We start from the raw sequence: 19,615 nt of genomic DNA, 5'->3' as shown, positions 1-19,615 counted from the left end.
TTACCACTATTACAGAAAAAATGATTTATGATAGTGGCAGATAAAGGAATTTATCCAATAAAAAACTTGAGGTGATACTATGAGTTTGGAAAATACAAAAGACAAAGTTGTAGGTAAAGCAACCGAATTAAAAGGTAAGGTAACCGGTAGCAAGTTAGACGAATTAAAGGGTAAGGCACAAAACTTCTTCGGTAAGGCTAAGGACAGTTTCGATGAAGCTCGTCGTAAGTCAGAAGAACGCCGTAGCCAACGTGAAAACGAAGACAAGTAAACAAAATAAAAAAAGACGCCGTTACGGCGTCTTTTTTATTATCTAATGTCTTCTGAATAGAATTGTTGTTTTGCTAAAGCAAGGTTACCAATGATTGATAACTTGTCAGCATCTTGACTAGGAAGGGTGATGTATTGATCAATATCACCGATATCAAGGTAGCCATCGAATAGCTTCTTGAATTGTTCCTTAATCTTGCCTAATTCAATTTCGTTTAAGATACTACCACCTAAGATAACCTTTTGTGGTCTGATGAAGACAGTGGTTTGAATTACGGATTGTGCGATGTAGAATGCCACAATATCCCATAGGGGGTTATACATTGAGATTTCTTGTGGACGTTGGTGGGTTCTAGCCTCGATTGCCTTGGTTGATACAAGACCTTCTAAGCAGTCACCTTGATATGGACAAGTTCCTTTGAAGTCTTGGTCGTCAATATGTCTTTGGGGGATAATATGACCAATTTCAGGACTTCCCATATGTCCAACAAACTTTCCATCGTTTACAATTCCGACACCGACACCATCACTGATTGTGATGTATGCCAGACTCAAGATAGGATCATCTTTTAGAATCGAGCTAATGTACTCTCCATAGGCACGACTGTTAACATCAGTTGTAAATGAGATTGGAATATTGAAATGATGCTTGAATGTGCCCAATAGGTTAATATTTTGCCAGTTAGGGCGGGAGGATTCTTTAATATAACCGTATTGAGAAGAGTAAGTACGAAGTTCCAAAGGACCGAATGATGAGATACCAATTGCTGCTAAATCGTCAAAACCTTTGAAGTAGTCGATAGCTTTTTTCAAAGTTTCTTGAGGTTCAGTTAAATCAATTACAATCCAGTCTGAGATGTTGCACTTACCGTCACCAACGGCACAAACCATTTGGTTGTGATCAGTGGTACAGAGACTTCCTAATAACATATTCAACGCCTCTTTTTAGTGAAATTTTTCGTTATCTTGTTCTTGAATTTCCTTACGTCTTTCTTCGTATCCTGGTTTACCAAGTAGGGCAAACATGTTTTGCTTGTAGTCTTCAACACCTGGTTGGTTGAATGGGTTAATACCGTTTAGGTAACCTGAAACTGCAATCGCAAATTCGAAGAAGTAGATTAGGTAACCTAAAGTAGCTTCGCTGTTATCTTCAGCATTTACCAACATGTTTGGTACACCACCATTAGTGTGGGCGATAACAACGGCTTCTCTAGCAGTCTTGTTAACTTCGTCCATTGTAGTGTTTTCAAGATACTTTAGACCATCTAAGTTTTCTTCGTTGGCAGGAATACCTAGGTTAGAAGCAGGTTGTTTGATTTCAACAACTGTTTCCATTAGGTTTCTCATACCTTCTTGGATGTATTGACCTAATGAGTGTAGGTCAGTACTGAAGATGGCTGAACTAGGGTAAATACCCTTGTAGTTCTTTCCTTCAGTTTCACCAGCAAGTTGTTTCCACCATTCAGCTAGGAAACGAAGATGTGGTTCGTAACTTTCAAGGATTTCGTTAGTGTAGCCCTTACGGTATAAGATGTTTCTGTAAGCAGCGTATAGAAGTGAGTCGTTTTCGTATAAAGGAGCATCCTTTAATGCAACTTGAGCTTCATGTGCACCGTTCATTAAATCATCGATGTTAGCACCTGATGCAGCGATTGGAAGTAGACCAACTGGAGTTAGTACTGAGTATCTTCCACCGATTCCATCAGGGATAACAAAACTAGTGTAGCCTTGATCGATTGCTTCATCGTGTAAAGCACCTTTCTTAGCGTCAGTAGTTACGTAAATACGTTTGTTGGCTTCTTCTAAACCATATTTTTCAATTAACTTTTCTTTGAAGATTCTAAATGCCATTGCTGGTTCAGTAGTGGTACCTGACTTAGAAATAACGTTAACTGAGAAGTCACGGTCACCGATTACACGTAGTAAGTCGGCAGTGTAAGCAGGACTAATTGTGTTACCTGCGAAGAAGATTTGAGGGTGCTTGTCGGTACCTTCAAGGTTGAAGAAACTTCCGTGTAAGAAATCTAATGCCATCTTGGCACCTAGGTATGAACCACCGATACCGATAACAACTAAGACATCAGAGTTTTCTTGAATGTCTCTTGCTGCATCTTTGATGCGGTCGAATTCAACTTGATCGAATTCTTCTGGTAAGTTTACCCAGTCACCCATTTTGGCTTCAACACCGGTTCCGTGGACTAACAAGTCGCGGGCGGTTTGTACCATTGGGGCGATTTCCTTTAATTCATTTGATTGCACAAAGGATTTTAGACCTTTAGTGTCTAATTCAACTCGTTTCATTTTATGTTCCTCCATCGATTAATCAATCTTAACGATGTTTTCTTTGTAGTATTGTCTTGATGCTAATGCGAAGTTACCGATTGTAGCAGAACCGTTATCTTCACATGCTGGCATGGTGATGTAGTAGTCTAAGTCGCCAACTTCAACGTAGTCGTTGAACATTTCTTTGAATTGTTCACGAACTTTCTTGATTACTGGTTCAGAAATTACTCCTCCACCTAAGATAACTTTTTGTGGACGGATAAATAGGGTAGCTTGCATTACCGCTTGGGCGATGTAGTAAGCCATGATGTCCCATACAGGGTCATCCATAGGAACATCTTTACCTTTCTTACCGCAACGAACGTCAAAAGTAGGACCAGCTGCTAGACCTTCTAGACAGCTGTGGTGGTATGGACATAATCCCTTGAAGTCTAAATCGTCTGGGTGGCGTTTTAGATAAATGTGTCCAGCTTCAGGGTGACCTAGAGAACCAATGAATGATCCTTCATTGATAATTCCGGCTCCAACACCAGTACCAAATGTATAGTATACCAGTGTTTGTAATGGATTATGATTTCTAATTGATGTAATGTATTCACCATAAGCGGAACCATTAACATCAGTAGTCCAGAAAATAGGAATATCGAAGTGTTCCTTCATTGTTCCTAAGAAGTTAGTGTTGGACCAGTTTGGTTTTGGTGTGTCTGTTATATAACCATATTTTGGTGAGTCTGTGCGCACTTCGATGGGACCAAATGACGCAATACTCATGGCTGTTAAGTCGTCAAATTTTTTGAAGTATTCAATACATTTGCTTAATGTTTCATCAGGAGTGGTGGTAGGAATTCTCACGCTGTCAAGAATTTCATAGTTTTCATTACCTACGGCGCAAACAAATTTTGTTCCGCCTGCTTCAATGCTACCAAATTTCATAGTTGAATCTCCTTTAACCTTTTTCTATGGGGAGTATTAGTTTTTGAATGCGCTCCCAATTTTTATTATGGACCGGATTTTTCTAAATACAAGTAAAAAATGGTTAAAAAAAGGTTAAGAATTGCCAAAGTGGTTGTCATGGATATATAACTATAATGGCGGGCTTTTTAAAGATTTTATAAAGATAATGTAAACGGTTTCATTTAACCCTTGAAACTGATACAATTGGACACAATAAAAACAAAAAAAGTGAGGCTAGAAAAATGGATACAAAGTACTGGAATATCGATCGACTAGGTCGACTATACAAAGATTGGGACCCAGAAGTGTTAAAACAATTGGAAGCAAAAATTGCTAAATCACACTGGCGTCCCGGATATCACATTACTACCAAGACAGGTCTTTTAAATGACCCCAACGGGTTTTCATACTTCAATAACCAATGGCACTTGTTCTACCAAGCATTCCCATATGGTGCAGTGCATGGATTAAAGAGCTGGCAACACATGGTGTCAGACGATTTGGTTCATTGGACACGCGTTGATAAACCAATGGTGCCGGATTTATATTCTGATCGTAACGGTTGTTATTCCGGTAGTGCCATTAATGTCGATGGTAAGCTATTCTTGATGTACACCGGAAACACTTTTGAAGGCGAAGAAATGGCCAGACATCCTTACCAATTGGGTGCTTGGATGGATTACGATAATAATATTTCAAAACTAGATCATCCATTGATTGAAAGTGAACCAGCTGGCGTTACCGGTCATTTCAGAGACCCACAGGTGATTAAGCACGGTGATTACTACTACGCGTTTTTAGGTGCGCAAACCGTCGACAATGCTGGAGAAATTCTAACCTACCGCACTAAAGATGTCGAAAATGGCTGGGAACTATATAAGAAACTTGATTTAGGCACCGATAATCTTGGTTACATGGCAGAATGTCCCAACGTTGGTTTTATCGATGGCAAGGTCGTAGTCATTTTCTGCCCACAGGGTGCTGATAAACACGAATTCCATTACGACAACGTTCATCCAAACGCATATATTGTTGCCGATGACTTGGACTTTGATGAAATGAAGTTAATCAATCCAACAGAAATGAAGCAACTTGATGAAGGTTTTGATTATTACGCCACTCAAGTCTTAAATGCTCCCGATGGTCGTTTGCTATCAGTCGGCTGGATTGGACTACCCGATACTGAATACCTATCAGATCAAGAAGGCTGGGAAGGTGAACTTTCAATGGTAAGGGAATTACACATTGAAAACGGTGATTTGACCCAACGCCCAGTCCAAGAAATTAAACAACTAATTTCAGAAGGTGAAGCTAACGACACCGATTTACAAAAGCACATTGAAGCTGCTCCATTTGATGAACACTTTAATTTGAACTTGGAATCAGAAGATAGCTATCTTCGTTTGTCATACGATGAAAGCGACCAAGAATGGACATTGAAACGTAAGAATGTCGGTGAAGACATCTCAATTCGCACATTCAAGGGTGAAGCGTCATCAATTGACTTCTATCTAGACAACACCGTATTTGAAATCTACATCTTAGGTGGCAAGATTACTATGACTGGACAATTCTTCCATGATGGTAATGAGGTCAGGGTGAATAGCGAAAATATGAGTGTTAAACAAAACAGAGTAAATAATATGTAAAACAAAAGGCAACTAGCTTAATGGCTAGTTGCCTTTTTGATTTGCTATCGACTTAGTAGTTAATCACATAGTTTTCATCAATTGATAACTTCGGAACTTTTACTCTAATACTTGTTTTCTTATGAAAAGCTTTTTGATCAATTGTGATTGAATTGGTCTTTTTTAATTGTTTTTGGCTAATAAAAATTGTATTTACACTTGTATCTGAAACGAATTTTTTAATTAACTTTCCTTTGTTAAAGACCCTGATAATAGATGGAGAGACATTTCTAAGATAGATTTTTTCTCCCTTTTTGTTTCTAGTGTTTTTATAAACTACGGGTTTTTCAGTGGCATATTTATCTGAACTAAGCTTGTATTTGTTAGAAACAATCTTACCTTTACGGTTTACCCCATATACAGTAAAGGTACTGTATCCTCTAAAATGGTATTTTACATTGAATGCAGAATTTTTATCGACCTTAAATATACGAGCCTTTTTGTGTCCGTACTTAACGGCAATTTTACTCAATCCTTCAGCTTGACCTTTAATTAGAAGTTGTTTATTGGTTGCGTTGTATTTATAGGTAACCCTTGATACTCGTGGTTTTACTTTCATGTATTCTATTACGTCTACATATTGATTTGGATTAACTGAATCTTTATAAATAGCAGTTGAATATCTTTTATTCATTCCTCTAACGTCACAAGGTTGAATTCCGTAGAATCTATTGGATGGATTCATAACAGACTTACTATTTACCTTGTTGTGAGCCAATCCTAAAGCATGTCCTAATTCATGTTCTGCAACGTGGATTTGATCATCAGTAGAGTAATGGTATTTTTTAAAAAGAGCTCGATTAATCATGACATTATTTCTGATGATATAACCGTTACTAGGATTGTATCTTATTGAATCATATCCAGCTATTGTTAGGCCTTCCTTAGAAGAGTCACTATATGATGTCAGATTGGTCTTTGATGATCCTTTTGAAGTCCATTTGAAACCTTTATGTTGCCATGCCTCTATGGCTTTTTTCCAAACATACTTATAGTGGGCTGAGGTAGATTTGTCATGATAATTTGCTGATTTCTTTGCGTATCTATATGGAAGAATAGGGGTAGTTTTATACGTAGATGCTTTTGCACTAACAGATAAAGTTGATGCTATTGCTATTCCACCAAGTGCGCTAACTAAAATTTTTTTATTTATCATAGTTATCAATCCTTCTTTCGCTGAAATTATATCATCATAAGTTTTATGTGTTTTATAATGTTTTTTTAAATAAAAAAGTAATATTTATATAACATATTTAATAATTGACTTGTATAAGTCATGTTATTTATCTATAAATATCAGATAGATGATTACTTTGATAAACAATATGTAAAACAAAAGGCAACTAGCTCGATTACTAGTTGCCTTTTTGATTATTCATTAATATCTATATCATATTCACCTGTACGAATTGTAAGTGTGTCATTTTCATATGACAATTCGTTATAAAGTAACGAATATGTTTGATAAAAATTATTTGGTAATGAATCAATTCCATAAGTTTCACCGTTATCCCAGTCAATTATAATGTCTCTACTATTATGACTATCAGTTAATCGGACTGGATATTTACCATTTCTTTTTTGTATACCGGCTTTATATACAGATATGCTTTTTGAAATTAATTGATGACTTAGAAAATTATTTTTTAGCATCTCTGTACAGTAAATATTATTTTGATCATATATTTCTTCACTAACTCTATTTGACATTTTTTCATCTCTCCCAAAAAATAAATTTATTTTTCTGAATCAATATTATTTAGTAATTATAGACGGGCTTTCCATTAAGAATTTCGAACTTAGGTTGAATACTCATATCACTATACCAAGTTAGATATAGCTTAGCGTCAATGGTGCCATCGCTAGGGTCTATGTCAATGTGATCTATGATGACACTCACATAACTATGATCTTCAAGGTAAGTCATTAGAGTTCCATTAAGTAGTCCGTTAAAAAGAATTTTTGCCATTTCTTTATCAGATTTCGCAGCGTTTCCAGATGTAACAACAAATTCAGAGCCATAGCCATTTTTATCAACAATAGGTTCAATCATTTTACCAGTAGTTACTCCATATTTTTTACCATATTTCACTAAATAGGGATCTAGTAACTTTTTAAATTCTCTTTTTATATTTTCTTTATTTGGAATATATTGTTTTCCAGACTGACGTTTTGTTTCTTTGTGCTTTACATATTTTATTGTTTTTACATATTTAGTGTTCACCCAACCATGTATTTTTCCCGATGACACGTATTTATATAAAGTATGATTATGTTTTTTGTTGAAATGTATGTATTTGGAATAAACAAATACTTTGTTACTGTTGATACGTTTCCTGTGCTTTAAAGAAAGAGAAGTATATACATATTTAGTTTTAATTTTCACTTTCACATGCTTTACATTAACCGAATGATTGTATTTATTTGAAGCCTGTGCTGATACGTTGCTAAATACACCTAGGATGAAAAAGATAGTAAAAGGAATGGCAGTTAATTTAAATAATTTATTCTTTCTCATATCAAACTTTCCTTCTAAAATAATGTTATTTGATCAATGAAATTATTTAGACTAATTCTTGTAGTGTTTTTCACTGTTCAAGGGAATACTAACATTTGAGGGTGTTAATTAAATTTAAAATTACGTAAAATTATTTGCCCAAAAATGAATAAAATATCAATAATTTTAAAAAGACATCTAGCGTAATGACTAGTTGCCTTTCTGATTTTGTATCGACTAAATTAAAAAATAATAATATAATTATAATCGAAACGTAATAATTATATTCGGGGGGATACATTTATGAGGTTTAAAAATATAATCAAACTACTAGCGTTAGTAGCATTCGCATTCGTTGCCGTTAGTTTTTCAACAAATAGAGCGTCTGCATCAGCTAAAAAGTACTATATTAGTTCATATCCTAAGATAGCACGCGGAACATGGCACTTGAGATACAAAAGTAAGCATGAAAACGCAAATGTTGATTTAAAGATTACTAAGAATCGTATGATTTTTATTGATAACAATCACAATGATCAAGCGATTCTTGAACTACACAACATCCATGATAAGCACGTAAAAGTGAAAAAGAATAGCTATATCATTCCTGTTTATGCCGTAAGTGGAAAGAAAAACGGACAAATTGTGTTTTACAATCAAAAATGGGGAACAAAGAAATCAAAAAAACCTAAGGTAGGTTATTATGTGTACTCTGACAAGGGTACTAAATACTTTTACATGTACAACCTTAAGTCTGGTAGAGTACTTATATTTACAAAATCATTAGCCTTGGAAAAACAAATTAATAAGTATCAAGATATGAAGGTTAAATAATACAAAGATTCAATCAACTTTAATAAAAAAGCAGCTAGATCAAAATTCTAGTTGCTTTTTTTATTTTTGTATAATATTATATGTCATATAATATTATTTGAAATATAATTGGAGATGTTCAAATGACCATAAAAGTAGCGACAAAGCTATTGGATGGTTGTGTCTTGGGTCTATTGGAACGAGAAGAGATGTATGGATACGAACTTACTAAGCGGGTTCAAGAATCCATTAATGTTTCTAATTCAACGATGTATCCGGTTATGAGACGATTAAAAGCAGAGGGGCTAGTCGACACGTACGACGAATCGTTTGAGGGAAGAAACCGTAGATACTATCGCATTACTGAAGCAGGGAAGACACAACTAAGAGAAGTAGAGCAAGAATGGATGACGTTTAAAAACGGCATTGATGATTTAATGGGGGGATAAAATTGGATCAGTATATCGAGGAACTGACTCAACATCTAAGCAAACTTAGCGAACAGGACGCGACTGACGCTATTAACTATTACAGGGACTATCTAACAGATGGCAACCTAACTACATACGAAGATTGTGTGAATGAATTGGGATTACCAAAACGTTTGGCACTTCAAATTCGCGCGGACATTTCAATCAACAATCAAGATAGTTCAATTCCACAAAAATTATGGGAGTTACCATCAATTGTAATCATGGCATTATTTGCTAGCCCACTACTAATACCAGTAGTGATTAGTCTAGTTCTAGCAATCTTTGGTGCCGTATTGGCAGCCAGCCTAATGGTACTTGCGGTAATCTTAGTTTTAATTTTGACCTTTATCGTTTTCCTATGTACTACGGTCTGGGGTGTGACTAACCTATCAGGGAACATGTTTGAAAGCATTATGGTATTGGGAATTGCTTTAATTTCCCTTGGTCTATCGATGGAATTGTATCCATTATCCAAGTGGCTAGTAAAAAGATTAGCCAACTGGATTCAACACGTCACAATCTGGACATACAGGAAGTGCCTAAGATATGGCAGTGCAGAAGGGAGACTCAACAATGAAGAAATTTAGTCTAATCGGATTAGGTCTAATCGTTGCTGGAGGAATCGTCTTCTCAATTGGTTACGCTAAGGCCGACCAAAGCATCACCGACATATTCTTTAGTCGTAATATGGATAAGACATATACCAAACCACTAAAGGCTTACGACAAGATTAGTGCCTATGGAAACATCAATTTAACAATCAAATCCGGTAGCAAGTTTACCATCACCTCTACCGATTCCAAGGATCATCCACTAGCATATAAAGTTAAAAATGGGACTTTGGAACTACGCCAAGACAACAACGAAAGTAGCTTTTCAACCAACTTCCAAATGGGTGAATTATCACGACTATCATTTGTGACCGTGACTGTGCCAACTCGTCAATTAACTAAGATTGATGGGCTTGATAATCGTTTCAGTCTAAAACTAAAACACTACAGTAATAAGGAATCATTGGATATTACTGGATGGGGTAACGTGAAAATCAAGGACAGTAGCGCTAAGTCAATTCGCGTGCGTGGAATTGAGGACCGTGTCTCAATCAGCGATAGCACGTTCAATGGGGATGCTAGCCAAATTGATTCCGGCGACGACTACGTTGATTTACACGACAGTAGTTTTAAATCATTGGCAGTGAAAACAACCACTGGGGATGTTAATATCCAAAGACCAACGATTGCCAACCACCTAACAGTTAAGACCGACACTGGTAACATCTTTGCGAAGTTGAAGAAGTCAGAGGATGCCAAGCTAGATGTGAAGACTTCTGGTCCTAAGCCAACCGTTAGTGCAGGAGCCAAGGCGGTCAATACCCACAAACCTTATGAGTTTAAATCCAACACAGGAACAATTACAGTTCTAGAATAATCATTTTGCGATATATCATATAAATTTATTAGCAAATATAGTAAAATTATAAGTATAATAATGTAAATCATATCAGGAGGGACAATAACGTGTTTAACGATAAAATCGTTTTTAATTACATGTATAATTTATGGGTAGCTGTCTACTCAGACTTAAGTGACGCTGACGTCGAAGAAATTGGCCAAGTGCTATTAAAGAATAGTAAGGAAGAATACAACAGCCAAAATGATCAAAATATCACCGACGACGACTTCATTGATATGATTTCCGAATACTCAGAAGACATTCGTGAACAAGCTGTAAGTGAAGCTGAAGAAGATATTAAAAAACACCGTGCACCTAAGTTCAAAAAGGTAGACGGTAAGTGGAATATTTAAAGTATTAGACCGACTCGATTGAGTCGGTCTTTTTTGTGTAAACATAACTAATAACCTATGTATAATCTGTATGTTAAAAACTGATTAATTGTATTATAATACGATTATATTTTAATAAATTTATGTTTTATATTTAGGGGGAGCCATTGAATGAAAGAAAAAAATGGTAATAGCATGAAAGTTTCAAAATTCTGGAAGAAAGCACTGTACTCATCAGTTGTACTGGGTGCGATTTTTGTTGGGGGACAATATCTAAGCTCAGTTCAAGTAAAAGCTGATACAACAGCTACTCAAGATAATGACCAGTCTAATTACACGCAAATTAGATTTACCGATGCAAGTAATGGATACGAGGTAGTTGATGCCCGAAGTCACAATGATTCTATAAATGGCTTTGAAGTTGACACTACTGTCGGGCAAAAGACGAGTCTAGTTAATGCCAAAACGATACTTAAAGACATGGGATATGATGTGTCAAATATTTCTGATACATACACACCGACAAAGCAACAGAAAGAATTGTATCCTGTTCCAATTCAGCACGTTAGTGTGGAAAATAAACCAAGCAATCTTTCTGGTCCAAATAATCTTATTTTCGAAATTAGGGATCAAAATGGTAATTATATAGAATCCAAGTATGATAGTACTGATGGAAATTATACTCTAGACTATAATTATCCTATTTATAATTCAACTGGAAAGAAAATCGTTGATGCTTTATCCCAAGAAACTGATAAGTTTGTGGCTAATAAGTACACAATTGCTGAGGCTAATATAGATACTACGCCTTTGCATGAATCATCAGGTGATAATATTGTGACGATACCTGTAGTGGCACCAACACATACATTAACCCTTAACTATGTTAATCAAAATGGTGTAACGGTTCTTAAGACAACTAGACAAGTTACCAACTTTGGTCACACTGATTTTTATGATGATTACGTACAAGATATTTTTGGTAATAATGCTGATTATGTACAAATTAATCCGGATCAGCCAGTTGTATCGAATAATCAATCTACAGCAACAGTTAATGTTACAACAAATCCAGGTTTTCAAATGCCTACAGATCCGAGCCAAGTTCCCACTTATGATCATGGATATACATTTCCTAGTATAGCTAGTGACACAAATATTAATTTTTTGAGTCCAGACCTGTATGCTTACCATACTACCCTTAATTTCATAGGTGCTGATGGTAAGCAAATTACATCAATTATTGTTGGTAGTAACTCATCTCAAAATGTAGATCCTAGTCAATTAATCGGAGAAGATACTAATGACGGATCCTATATAAACTTTGCCGATGTTACAGATTTTCCCTCGTTTATTGATTTGACCAAGGGACCATACACTTTCCACAGTAATGATACATTATCTGCATTACAAGCTAGTGCGGCAGCACAAAGTCAAGCTGCTGCAGCTCAACAATCAGCTTCAGCATCTCAGGATTCACAATCAAGTCAAGCATCATCTTCTACAGCAACACAACCATCAGCACAACCTGCCAATAGTAACTCGCAACAAGCTCCTGCACCACAACCAGCACAATTTACTCAATCACATGCTGCTGCACCAGCTTCTACAGCACAACCAGCTCAACCGGTTGCCAAGGCTAAGCCAACTAAGGCTCAACTAAAAGCTGCTACTAAATCTATTAATACTTCTAAACGTGCCATTAAGACTGACACAGCCAAACTAAAGGCACTAAAGAAAAAGATGAAGAAACACGCTACTAAGCAACAAAAATCAGCTTACAAAGCTATTCAAAAGAAATTAGCTGCTGATAAAAAAGCGGTTAAGTCATACAAAGCACAAGAAGCAAAACTAACTAAGTACTTCAAAGAAGTTTCAATTATTAATCGTGATAACAAACAGATTAAGTCATTAACTGCTCAAATGAAGAAGCTAAAGAAAAAGCATTCAAAGGCAAGTAAGAAGCAATATGCAAAAGCTGCCAAGGCTTTGAAGAAAGCTAACAGTTCATTAAAAGCAGCAACTAAGTTTGTAAATAACTTTAAATAATACGAAAAGCAGACCTAAAGAGGTCCGCTTTTTTGTTTGCCTTTTAAACTTTTGTAACCTTTTTTAAAAAAAAGTAAAAATGCAGCCGTAACTATACACAATGTTCAAAAAACTCCTAAAATAGAATTGTAAAAAGAAATAGGAAAGAAGCTGTGTATTATGACTAAATTCAATAATACTAAGAAATGGGTATATGCCGCAGCCATGACTGGGGTGTTATTTGCTGGAGCCCAATATGCTAATTCATCCAGTAACTATTTAGCTAAGGCGGATACAACAAACAATACGTCTCAACACCAATACAAATACAATTCAACAATTAACTTCCAAGATCAAAACAAGAACTCACTTGGTGGTGTTACCGCTTCAAGTGATAACAATAACTTTCAGAAGTCACGTCTTTCATACACTTTGCACTACAACAATAAGACATATGACTTCACTGACCAAATCAAGAATGACAAGGATATTCCTGACACAATTGATTTAAGCAAGTCAGAATACGATTACACATTAAATCAACCAACTCACACTTTGACAGTTAACATCATTGATAAGGATACTCATGCTGTTCTTGCTACAAAGGGATACACCGTAACTGATTTTGGTACAACTGATATCAAGGATTTAGTTGAACCATTCTCAAATGATTACAGTTACAGCTACACAGATCCATTCAATTACGAAAATCAATACAATGTTGAAGTATCAAAGGATAACGTATCAAGCGCAAGTGGTACTACCATTCATGGTAAGGCTTCCGCATCTTACGATAACGAAGGTAAACAAAGTGCATCAACTACTACATCATCAGCTACCGCTTCAACTGGCACTGAAACTAACGAAGCAAGCTCCACTTCAAACGAAAGCTCATCAGCTGAAACATCAAGTGCAGCTAGTTCAAGTCAATCAAGCGAAGCTTCAAGTGCTGAAAGCTCAAACGCATCAAGTGCAGAAAGTTCAACACAAAGCTCAGCTGAATCTTCAAAGGCTAGCCAAAGCAGTGAAACTTCAAGTGAAGCAACTAACGCATCAAAAGCAAGAAATCAAAGCTCTGAAGCTGCAAATGTTTCATCAGCTGAATCATCAGTTGCTTCATCTGTAGCATCATCAATGGCTGAAAAGAAGTCAGAAGCTAACAAGAATAACGAAAAGACATCAGTTATTTATGATCCTGCAAACACAGGTAATGTAAAGGCTGGTAACAATGCTGGTACACCTGCTAAGGAAGAAGCTAACAAGTTACCACAAACTGGTGATAAGACAAATCAACAAGCAATTGCCGGTGCTGGTATTATCACTATGATTGTGGGTGCTGTTCTTGGATTCTTTGGGCTAAGAAGAAAGAATAGATAATCCGTTCATATTTAGAAAAAGAAGACCTTTAAGGCCTTCTTTTTTTGTCTAAAAATGTCTTAAAAGGTTAAAAAAATCTAAAATAATGTAAAAAAACGTATAAAAAGCAAAAAATAATATAGAATAATTAAAGAGATTTAATTTTATTGTAATCAAAAAATTATAAAGAAGAGAGACGTTGTACTATGAAGTTCAATAAGAAGGATTCAAAACTATTCAAGAACACCAAAAAGTTCGTTTACGTTTCAGCAATTACCGGGGTATTGTTGACTGGAACACAAGCGGGTCAATTCACATCTACATACACTGCTCACGCGGATGAAACTGCACAAAGTAATAATTATGCGACTATTTTTGTCGATCAATTTGGTAATGCTATTCCTGGTAGCGTTTATCCAATTCAAGCAGGAATTACAGCACAATCTTCTGCTGATTTTAAACAATCATATAAAGCTAATGGTGTTAATGTTTCTGATATGCCTGATACATTTGATTTAACAAGTCAACACACTTATGTACTAACTCAACCAACTCACACATTAACCATCAACCTAGTTGATCAAAACGGTCATACTGTTGAAACTAAGACAGTATCTAATGTAACTAACTTTGGTCAAACTAAGACTGATGATTTAGCTACTTGGGCTCAAGACAACAAATACGGATACGATTCATTCCCATCAGCTGTTGATAACAGCCAAACTACCGTCAACATTTCAGTAAAAGCACCAACCACCACAGTTGTTAACGAAAACACTCAACAAAACAGCACAACTACTGAAACAAACACTGAAACTACTCAAAGTTCTGCAACCACTACAGTTCAATCAAATGCTTCAGACGAAACAGTAAAGAGTTCAGCACAACCAAGTTCATCAGCTCAATCATTTGCATCAAGTGATGAAAAGAAGGAAAGTGCTTCATCAACTTCAACTAGTGAAGCAACTAAACCAGTTGAACAATCAAGCGAATCAACTAAGCAATCAAGTGCAGCAAGTGAAAATGTAAAATCAGAAGCTGATTCATCATCTGCTGTTACTTCAACTGAAAGCTCAGCCCAATCATCAACTGCTTCATCAGCTGCATCACAAGCTCCAAAGAACGATGAAAAGACAATGGTTATTGTTGATCCTGTCAACAAGGGTGAACACAAGAAGGCTCAACAAACTCCAGCTGCAGATAAGAAAGACGTTCGTGCTAAATTACCACAAACTGGTGATAACACTAACCAAGCCAGAGCAATTGCCTTAGGTGTAGCCACTATCGCAGTTGGTATTGGTGTTGCTTACTACGGTCTAAGAAGAAAAAATAAATAGTATTTTTATACAAATGTCTAATTTGTAACTTTCAGTTGAATGCTAATACGATTGGTCTATTAATGTTTTGTAAAATTTTTTTAATTATGAGAAAATTTTTTAAAGACATTCATTAATAACGGGTGTAAAGTGTAACTCAAGAGGAGAGAAGTACTTAATGTTAGAAACACTATTTTTTATCTTTTTCCTAGGTCTATGTTGCACACACTACTATGTTAGATCTGGAAAACACTTCGTATTAGCAGGGCTAATAATCCCGTTAATCGTTGTAATTCTAACTGTCATATTAACGATTGATTTGCACCGATACACAATCATCATCTACGGACAAGGATTCTTAAACGTTTTAGAATCAATATTGGTCGTTAATCAGGTTAGACTTAGATTTGAAGGGGAATAAAAAAGACATCTTACGCAGCGTTGTAAGATGTCTTTTTTGAATGAATTCATGGATAAATGTATGTTGTAATTATAATAGAACATTTGTTCGTATAATGCAAATGTTTTACACCAAAAAAATCGAGTCTTATCATTTGACTTAAAGTGCACTTTATATGAAATAATTGTACTTATTGAAAATATGGGAGGCTTCAATTATGAAAAGTGCAGTATTTATTGAACCTGGTAAGGTCGAAGTTCAAGACGTCGACATGCCAAAGATTGAAAAAGATGACGACGTTATCCTAAAGGTAGTTCGTACCTGTGTCTGTGGATCAGACCTATGGTCATACCGTGGATTAGACGAATACAAGAAGACAGCTTACAACAATGGTCACGAAGCATTGGGTGTTGTTGAAACTGTTGGGAAAGACATCACTACTCTACAACCTGGTGATTTCGTAATCGTTCCATTTACTCACGGTTGTGGTCACTGTGCCGCTTGTTTAGCTGGTTACGATGGAAGTTGTCTAAACCATTCAGATAACTTCACTCAAAGTGCTCAAGCTGAATACCTAAGAGCTCAACACGGTGAATGGTCACTAGTTAAGGTTCCTGGTAAACCAGAAGACTACAGTGATGAAATGTTAGATTCACTATTAGCTTTATCAGATGTTATGGCTACTGGATACCACGCAGCTCGTACTGCTGATGTTCAAAAGGGTGACACTGCCGTAGTTATCGGTGATGGTGCCGTTGGTCTATGTGGTGTTATTTCCGCTAAACTACGTGGTGCAAAACAAATCATCGCAATGAGTAGACACGAAGACAGACAAAAGCTAGCCAAGGAATTTGGTGCTACCGATATCATCGCTGAACGTGGTGACGAAGCCGTGAAGAAGGTTATGGAACTAACTCACGGTAACGGTGCAGACGCTGTACTAGAATGTGTTGGTACTGAACTATCAACTCAAACTGCTTTAGATGTTGCTCGTCCTGGTGCTAAGGTTGGTCGTGTTGGTTTGCCTCATTCAGGTAACCTAGATGTTGTGACTCCATTTGGTAAGAACATTGCACTTGCTGGTGGAATTGCCTCAGTTACTACTTACGACAGACAAGAACTATTGGATGCCGTATTATCTGGTGCTATCCACCCAGGTAAGGTCTTCACTGGTAAATACAAACTAGAAGACATTAACCAAGCATACAAGGACATGGCTGAAAGAAATACTATCAAGGCTACTGTTGTTAACGATTAATAAATAAAAAGAAAAGATCGGCTGATGCCGGTCTTTTTTTATACAAAATGTATCGACTATTAAATACAACAATGGGATAATGGGACGTGAATAAAGGGGGAGGTGTTTTTCATGACTGACAATTTAGAACATCGAATGTTTTTAGGAAGGGTCGTCACCAATAGTGATTTCTCGACTGACAAATCATTGGTTCAAGTTGGCGGTATTTGGTATCGCTATGAGTTATCCGACAATTCTACCTATGATGACCATGCGGAATATTCGGTCGTGAATAACACAGGTAATACTCTTCATTTACAAAAAATTAAGTGAGGTATTTGTTATGCCATTTGGAGTTAAAGTCATTCGTCAAAATAACGAAGGATTAGTTGAAACATTAGGAAAGTACAGCCACACTTTAAGTTCTGGTTTGCACTTCTACATTCCATTCATTCAACGCGTTAGAACCGTTAGTCTTGCAATGCAACCTAAGTTACTACCAAAGTATTCATTGATTACTAAGGATAACGCCGAAGTATTAGGTAGCGTCAGTTTGAACTATCACGTAACTGAACCCGTTAAGTACCAATACGAAAACACTGATTCAGTAATGTCCATGGTTCAATTAGTCCGTGGTCATTTAAGAGATATCATCGGTCGTATGGATCTAAACGAAGTGTTGGGTTCCACTAAGGAAATCAATAAAGAACTAGCCGATGCAATTGGTGATTTAACCGACATCTATGGAATTAACGTTGATCGTATTAATATCGATGAATTAACTCCAAGTAAGGCAATTCAAGAAGCCATGAATACTCAACTTACTGCTGACCGTGAACGTCAAGCTGAAATTTCACGTGCTGAAGGGGATGCCAAGTCAGTTGAACTACGTACTAAGGCGCAAAACGAAGCATTAGTTGCGACTGCTGAAGCTAACGCTCAAGCTACTAAGACTAAGGCAGATGCCGAAAAGTACAGAATCGATAAGATTCAAGAAGCCTTACGTGGCGCAGATGACAAGTACTTCAATGCTCAAAGCATCGAAGCATTCAGCAATCTAGCTAATTCAGACACCAACATGGTGGTTGTACCAAACGATGGTGCAGACTCATACGGTCAAATGACTACTTTTGCGAAATTACTAAAGCAAAACAACGAAAAGAAAGAAACTAAAGAATAATAAAAGACCTGACAAATGTCAGGCCTTTTATTTATCATTTTTAATGCCGTTTTTCTTTTTGTGTCGATCGTCACCATATCCCCATATACATAGAGTTCCAAAGAAGACAATAAATACCATTGCGAAGTCGTGGAATGAATAACTCTTTGAAGCAATCATTAAGAAGATGGCTAAGATATCAATTATTAGTGGTAGAATTCCACCAACCCAAAAGTACTTCGTATCGGTTAGTACGTATACTTCTAGTAGGTAAAGTGCAGCAAGGACTAGTAGAAAAATAATGAATCCCATTTTGTTTTCACATCCGTTCATAATTAATGTATTACGTAGACATGGTATATCAAATTTAAAAAGAACTCAATTTGCAGAAACGTTTATGATTATCGGATTTCCTGCGATCGAAACGTTTGAAATTCTACAATTGACAATGAAGAATAAAAAAGACCTGACGTACGTCAAGGTCTTTTCTTTTAATATTCGATTGTACGTCCAGCCATCCACTTAATCATCTTTGGATCATGATGATCAAAGAATTGACTTTGATTAGTATCTAGTGTCTTGATTTGTTTCATATCTTCGTTAGATAGTTCGAAGTTTAAGACGTCAATATTTTGTTGCATTCTTTCTGGTTTAACAGACTTTGCCAAAGGGATGATATCTCTTTGGTATAACCATCTAAGCACAACTTGAGCGACTGACTTGTTGTACTTGTCACCGATTGCTTGAAGTAGTTCGTTCTTGAATAAGTCGTGTTGACCTTCAGCAAAAGGTGCCCAAGCTTCGATTTGCACACCATAATCTTGCATATATTGAACCTTTTCAATGTTTTGGCAGAATGGGTTAACTTCGATTTGAGCAACCATTGGTTTGGTATCGTTAAATTCAGCCAAGTTAGTAATTTGGGCGTTGTCGAAGTTAGAAACCCCAATAGATTTTACGACACCTTTTTTATAAGCAGATTCCATTACTTTCCATGCACCAAACACGTCGTTGTATGGTTGGTGGATTAACAATAAGTCTAAGTAGTCTAATTGAAGGCGGTCAAGTGAATCTTGAATTGCCTTAGGTGCTTTTGTGGCAGTAACATCGTGTACCCATAGCTTTGAAGTGATGAATAAATCTTCACGTTTGACGATGCCTTCTTCAATTACTGCTTTGATTCCTTCACCGACTTCTCTTTCATTTCCGTAACTAGCGGCGGTATCGATTAAACGGTAACCGGATTTGATTGCGTCAATGACTGCTTGTTTGGCAGCACCTTGATTAGGTACTTGGAAGACACCAAAACCTAGGGTAGGGACAGTAACGTTGTTTGCTAAAGTTCTTGTGTTCATAA

The 19,615-nt window shown here is 36.4% G+C and carries 22 protein-coding genes; 14 read left to right on the top strand and 8 right to left on the bottom strand.

Annotated elements, in window-relative coordinates:
- The first annotated feature begins 85 nt into the window (after positions 1 to 85).
- On the top strand, positions 86 to 271 hold the full coding sequence (locus tag K5Q07_RS05215; RefSeq protein WP_373310044.1) for a CsbD family protein: 186 nt from the start codon (positions 86 to 88) through the stop codon (positions 269 to 271).
- Positions 272 to 309: 38 nt separating this feature from the next.
- On the opposite strand, the gene K5Q07_RS05210 is transcribed toward K5Q07_RS05215, so the two are convergent.
- Genes K5Q07_RS05210 through scrK form a run of 3 tightly spaced genes read right to left on the bottom strand, consistent with a single transcriptional unit; the run spans position 310 to position 3,486 of the window.
- On the bottom strand, positions 310 to 1,200 hold the full coding sequence (locus tag K5Q07_RS05210) for an ROK family protein (RefSeq protein WP_220730025.1): 891 nt from the start codon (positions 1,198 to 1,200) through the stop codon (positions 310 to 312).
- A 15-nt stretch (positions 1,201 to 1,215) separates the two neighbouring features.
- Positions 1,216 to 2,571, bottom strand: coding sequence for a glucose-6-phosphate isomerase (locus tag K5Q07_RS05205; RefSeq protein WP_220730024.1), 1,356 nt, complete (start codon positions 2,569 to 2,571; stop codon positions 1,216 to 1,218).
- A gap of 18 nt (positions 2,572 to 2,589) precedes the next feature.
- Entirely contained in the window at positions 2,590 to 3,486 is an 897-nt protein-coding gene (gene scrK / locus K5Q07_RS05200; RefSeq protein WP_138726667.1) for a fructokinase ScrK, read from the bottom strand.
- 263 nt (positions 3,487 to 3,749) lie between these two features.
- Between scrK and K5Q07_RS05195 the strand changes: the two genes are divergently transcribed.
- Positions 3,750 to 5,156, top strand: a complete 1,407-nt coding sequence (locus K5Q07_RS05195) for a sucrose-6-phosphate hydrolase (protein WP_220730023.1) — start codon at positions 3,750 to 3,752, stop codon at positions 5,154 to 5,156.
- Between the two features lie 52 nt (positions 5,157 to 5,208).
- On the opposite strand, the gene K5Q07_RS05190 is transcribed toward K5Q07_RS05195, so the two are convergent.
- The 3 genes from K5Q07_RS05190 to K5Q07_RS05180 all read right to left on the bottom strand — a co-directional run bounded on the left by K5Q07_RS05190 (position 5,209) and on the right by K5Q07_RS05180 (position 7,713).
- Entirely contained in the window at positions 5,209 to 6,351 is a 1,143-nt protein-coding gene (locus K5Q07_RS05190) for a matrixin family metalloprotease (RefSeq protein WP_220730022.1), read from the bottom strand.
- Positions 6,352 to 6,566: 215 nt separating this feature from the next.
- Positions 6,567 to 6,905, bottom strand: coding sequence for a hypothetical protein (locus tag K5Q07_RS05185; protein ID WP_220382364.1), 339 nt, complete (start codon positions 6,903 to 6,905; stop codon positions 6,567 to 6,569).
- Positions 6,906 to 6,954: 49 nt separating this feature from the next.
- Positions 6,955 to 7,713 (bottom strand): hypothetical protein, encoded by a 759-nt coding sequence (locus tag K5Q07_RS05180; protein ID WP_220730021.1) that lies wholly within the window; start codon positions 7,711 to 7,713, stop codon positions 6,955 to 6,957.
- 282 nt (positions 7,714 to 7,995) lie between these two features.
- On the opposite strand from K5Q07_RS05180, the gene K5Q07_RS05175 reads away from it, so the two are divergent.
- The 12 genes from K5Q07_RS05175 (at position 7,996) to K5Q07_RS05120 (ending at position 18,279) form a co-directional block, all read left to right on the top strand.
- The gene (locus K5Q07_RS05175) at positions 7,996 to 8,526 is read left to right on the top strand and encodes a hypothetical protein (RefSeq protein WP_220730020.1); all 531 of its coding nucleotides are present in this window, start codon (positions 7,996 to 7,998) and stop codon (positions 8,524 to 8,526) included.
- A 122-nt stretch (positions 8,527 to 8,648) separates the two neighbouring features.
- Positions 8,649 to 8,954 (top strand): PadR family transcriptional regulator, encoded by a 306-nt coding sequence (locus K5Q07_RS05170; protein ID WP_220730019.1) that lies wholly within the window; start codon positions 8,649 to 8,651, stop codon positions 8,952 to 8,954.
- Positions 8,955 to 8,956: 2 nt separating this feature from the next.
- Positions 8,957 to 9,565 carry an HAAS signaling domain-containing protein gene (locus K5Q07_RS05165; protein ID WP_220730018.1) on the top strand — a complete coding sequence of 203 codons (609 nt, stop codon included), beginning with the start codon at positions 8,957 to 8,959 and terminating at the stop codon, positions 9,563 to 9,565.
- Positions 9,552 to 10,406 (top strand): DUF4097 family beta strand repeat-containing protein, encoded by an 855-nt coding sequence (locus tag K5Q07_RS05160; RefSeq protein ID WP_220730017.1) that lies wholly within the window; start codon positions 9,552 to 9,554, stop codon positions 10,404 to 10,406. Before K5Q07_RS05165 ends, K5Q07_RS05160 begins: the two co-directional genes overlap by 14 nt.
- An 89-nt stretch (positions 10,407 to 10,495) precedes the next feature.
- Positions 10,496 to 10,783, top strand: a complete 288-nt coding sequence (locus tag K5Q07_RS05155; protein ID WP_034530871.1) for a hypothetical protein — start codon at positions 10,496 to 10,498, stop codon at positions 10,781 to 10,783.
- Between the two features lie 150 nt (positions 10,784 to 10,933).
- Complete coding sequence (locus K5Q07_RS05150) at positions 10,934 to 12,811, top strand: hypothetical protein (RefSeq protein ID WP_220730016.1); 1,878 nt, start codon at positions 10,934 to 10,936, stop codon at positions 12,809 to 12,811.
- A gap of 159 nt (positions 12,812 to 12,970) precedes the next feature.
- A complete protein-coding gene (locus K5Q07_RS05145; RefSeq protein WP_220730015.1) occupies positions 12,971 to 14,167 on the top strand; it encodes an LPXTG cell wall anchor domain-containing protein in 1,197 nt (398 codons plus the stop codon).
- Between the two features lie 185 nt (positions 14,168 to 14,352).
- Positions 14,353 to 15,483 carry an LPXTG cell wall anchor domain-containing protein gene (locus K5Q07_RS05140; protein WP_220730014.1) on the top strand — a complete coding sequence of 377 codons (1,131 nt, stop codon included), beginning with the start codon at positions 14,353 to 14,355 and terminating at the stop codon, positions 15,481 to 15,483.
- A 157-nt stretch (positions 15,484 to 15,640) separates the two neighbouring features.
- Entirely contained in the window at positions 15,641 to 15,883 is a 243-nt protein-coding gene (locus tag K5Q07_RS05135; protein ID WP_054449585.1) for a hypothetical protein, read from the top strand.
- A 196-nt stretch (positions 15,884 to 16,079) separates the two neighbouring features.
- A complete protein-coding gene (locus K5Q07_RS05130) occupies positions 16,080 to 17,120 on the top strand; it encodes a zinc-dependent alcohol dehydrogenase family protein (protein ID WP_053796176.1) in 1,041 nt (346 codons plus the stop codon).
- 111 nt (positions 17,121 to 17,231) lie between these two features.
- Positions 17,232 to 17,432, top strand: a complete 201-nt coding sequence (locus K5Q07_RS05125) for a hypothetical protein (RefSeq protein ID WP_054606104.1) — start codon at positions 17,232 to 17,234, stop codon at positions 17,430 to 17,432.
- A gap of 10 nt (positions 17,433 to 17,442) precedes the next feature.
- On the top strand, positions 17,443 to 18,279 hold the full coding sequence (locus tag K5Q07_RS05120) for an SPFH domain-containing protein (RefSeq protein WP_220730013.1): 837 nt from the start codon (positions 17,443 to 17,445) through the stop codon (positions 18,277 to 18,279).
- Positions 18,280 to 18,306: 27 nt separating this feature from the next.
- On the opposite strand, the gene K5Q07_RS05115 is transcribed toward K5Q07_RS05120, so the two are convergent.
- Complete coding sequence (locus K5Q07_RS05115; protein WP_220730012.1) at positions 18,307 to 18,591, bottom strand: hypothetical protein; 285 nt, start codon at positions 18,589 to 18,591, stop codon at positions 18,307 to 18,309.
- A gap of 158 nt (positions 18,592 to 18,749) precedes the next feature.
- Positions 18,750 to 19,613: an aldo/keto reductase gene (locus K5Q07_RS05110; protein WP_220730011.1), complete on the bottom strand. Its 864-nt coding sequence runs from the start codon at positions 19,611 to 19,613 to the stop codon at positions 18,750 to 18,752.
- Positions 19,614 to 19,615: the final 2 nt, after the last annotated feature.

This window comes from Apilactobacillus zhangqiuensis, assembly GCF_019656215.1.
GTDB lineage: Bacteria > Bacillota > Bacilli > Lactobacillales > Lactobacillaceae > Apilactobacillus > Apilactobacillus zhangqiuensis.
This window is presented reverse-complemented; position numbering and strand designations above follow the sequence as displayed.

Excerpts from the sequence above, each read along its gene's own strand:
- K5Q07_RS05195 (WP_220730023.1), top strand. The coding sequence starts at position 3,750 with ATGGATACAAAGTACTGGAATATCGATCGACTAGGTCGACTATACAAA.
- K5Q07_RS05150 (WP_220730016.1), top strand. The coding sequence starts at position 10,934 with ATGAAAGAAAAAAATGGTAATAGCATGAAAGTTTCAAAATTCTGGAAG.
- K5Q07_RS05145 (WP_220730015.1), top strand. The coding sequence starts at position 12,971 with ATGACTAAATTCAATAATACTAAGAAATGGGTATATGCCGCAGCCATG.
- K5Q07_RS05125 (WP_054606104.1), top strand. The coding sequence starts at position 17,232 with ATGACTGACAATTTAGAACATCGAATGTTTTTAGGAAGGGTCGTCACC.
- K5Q07_RS05110 (WP_220730011.1), bottom strand. The coding sequence starts at position 19,613 with ATGAACACAAGAACTTTAGCAAACAACGTTACTGTCCCTACCCTAGGT.
- K5Q07_RS05130 (WP_053796176.1), top strand. The coding sequence starts at position 16,080 with ATGAAAAGTGCAGTATTTATTGAACCTGGTAAGGTCGAAGTTCAAGAC.
- K5Q07_RS05160 (WP_220730017.1), top strand. The coding sequence starts at position 9,552 with ATGAAGAAATTTAGTCTAATCGGATTAGGTCTAATCGTTGCTGGAGGA.
- K5Q07_RS05205 (WP_220730024.1), bottom strand. The coding sequence starts at position 2,571 with ATGAAACGAGTTGAATTAGACACTAAAGGTCTAAAATCCTTTGTGCAA.
- K5Q07_RS05175 (WP_220730020.1), top strand. The coding sequence starts at position 7,996 with ATGAGGTTTAAAAATATAATCAAACTACTAGCGTTAGTAGCATTCGCA.
- K5Q07_RS05115 (WP_220730012.1), bottom strand. The coding sequence starts at position 18,591 with ATGAACGGATGTGAAAACAAAATGGGATTCATTATTTTTCTACTAGTC.
- K5Q07_RS05120 (WP_220730013.1), top strand. The coding sequence starts at position 17,443 with ATGCCATTTGGAGTTAAAGTCATTCGTCAAAATAACGAAGGATTAGTT.
- K5Q07_RS05170 (WP_220730019.1), top strand. The coding sequence starts at position 8,649 with ATGACCATAAAAGTAGCGACAAAGCTATTGGATGGTTGTGTCTTGGGT.
- K5Q07_RS05135 (WP_054449585.1), top strand. The coding sequence starts at position 15,641 with ATGTTAGAAACACTATTTTTTATCTTTTTCCTAGGTCTATGTTGCACA.
- K5Q07_RS05140 (WP_220730014.1), top strand. The coding sequence starts at position 14,353 with ATGAAGTTCAATAAGAAGGATTCAAAACTATTCAAGAACACCAAAAAG.
- K5Q07_RS05180 (WP_220730021.1), bottom strand. The coding sequence starts at position 7,713 with ATGAGAAAGAATAAATTATTTAAATTAACTGCCATTCCTTTTACTATC.
- scrK (WP_138726667.1), bottom strand. The coding sequence starts at position 3,486 with ATGAAATTTGGTAGCATTGAAGCAGGCGGAACAAAATTTGTTTGCGCC.
- K5Q07_RS05210 (WP_220730025.1), bottom strand. The coding sequence starts at position 1,200 with ATGTTATTAGGAAGTCTCTGTACCACTGATCACAACCAAATGGTTTGT.
- K5Q07_RS05185 (WP_220382364.1), bottom strand. The coding sequence starts at position 6,905 with ATGTCAAATAGAGTTAGTGAAGAAATATATGATCAAAATAATATTTAC.
- K5Q07_RS05190 (WP_220730022.1), bottom strand. The coding sequence starts at position 6,351 with ATGATAAATAAAAAAATTTTAGTTAGCGCACTTGGTGGAATAGCAATA.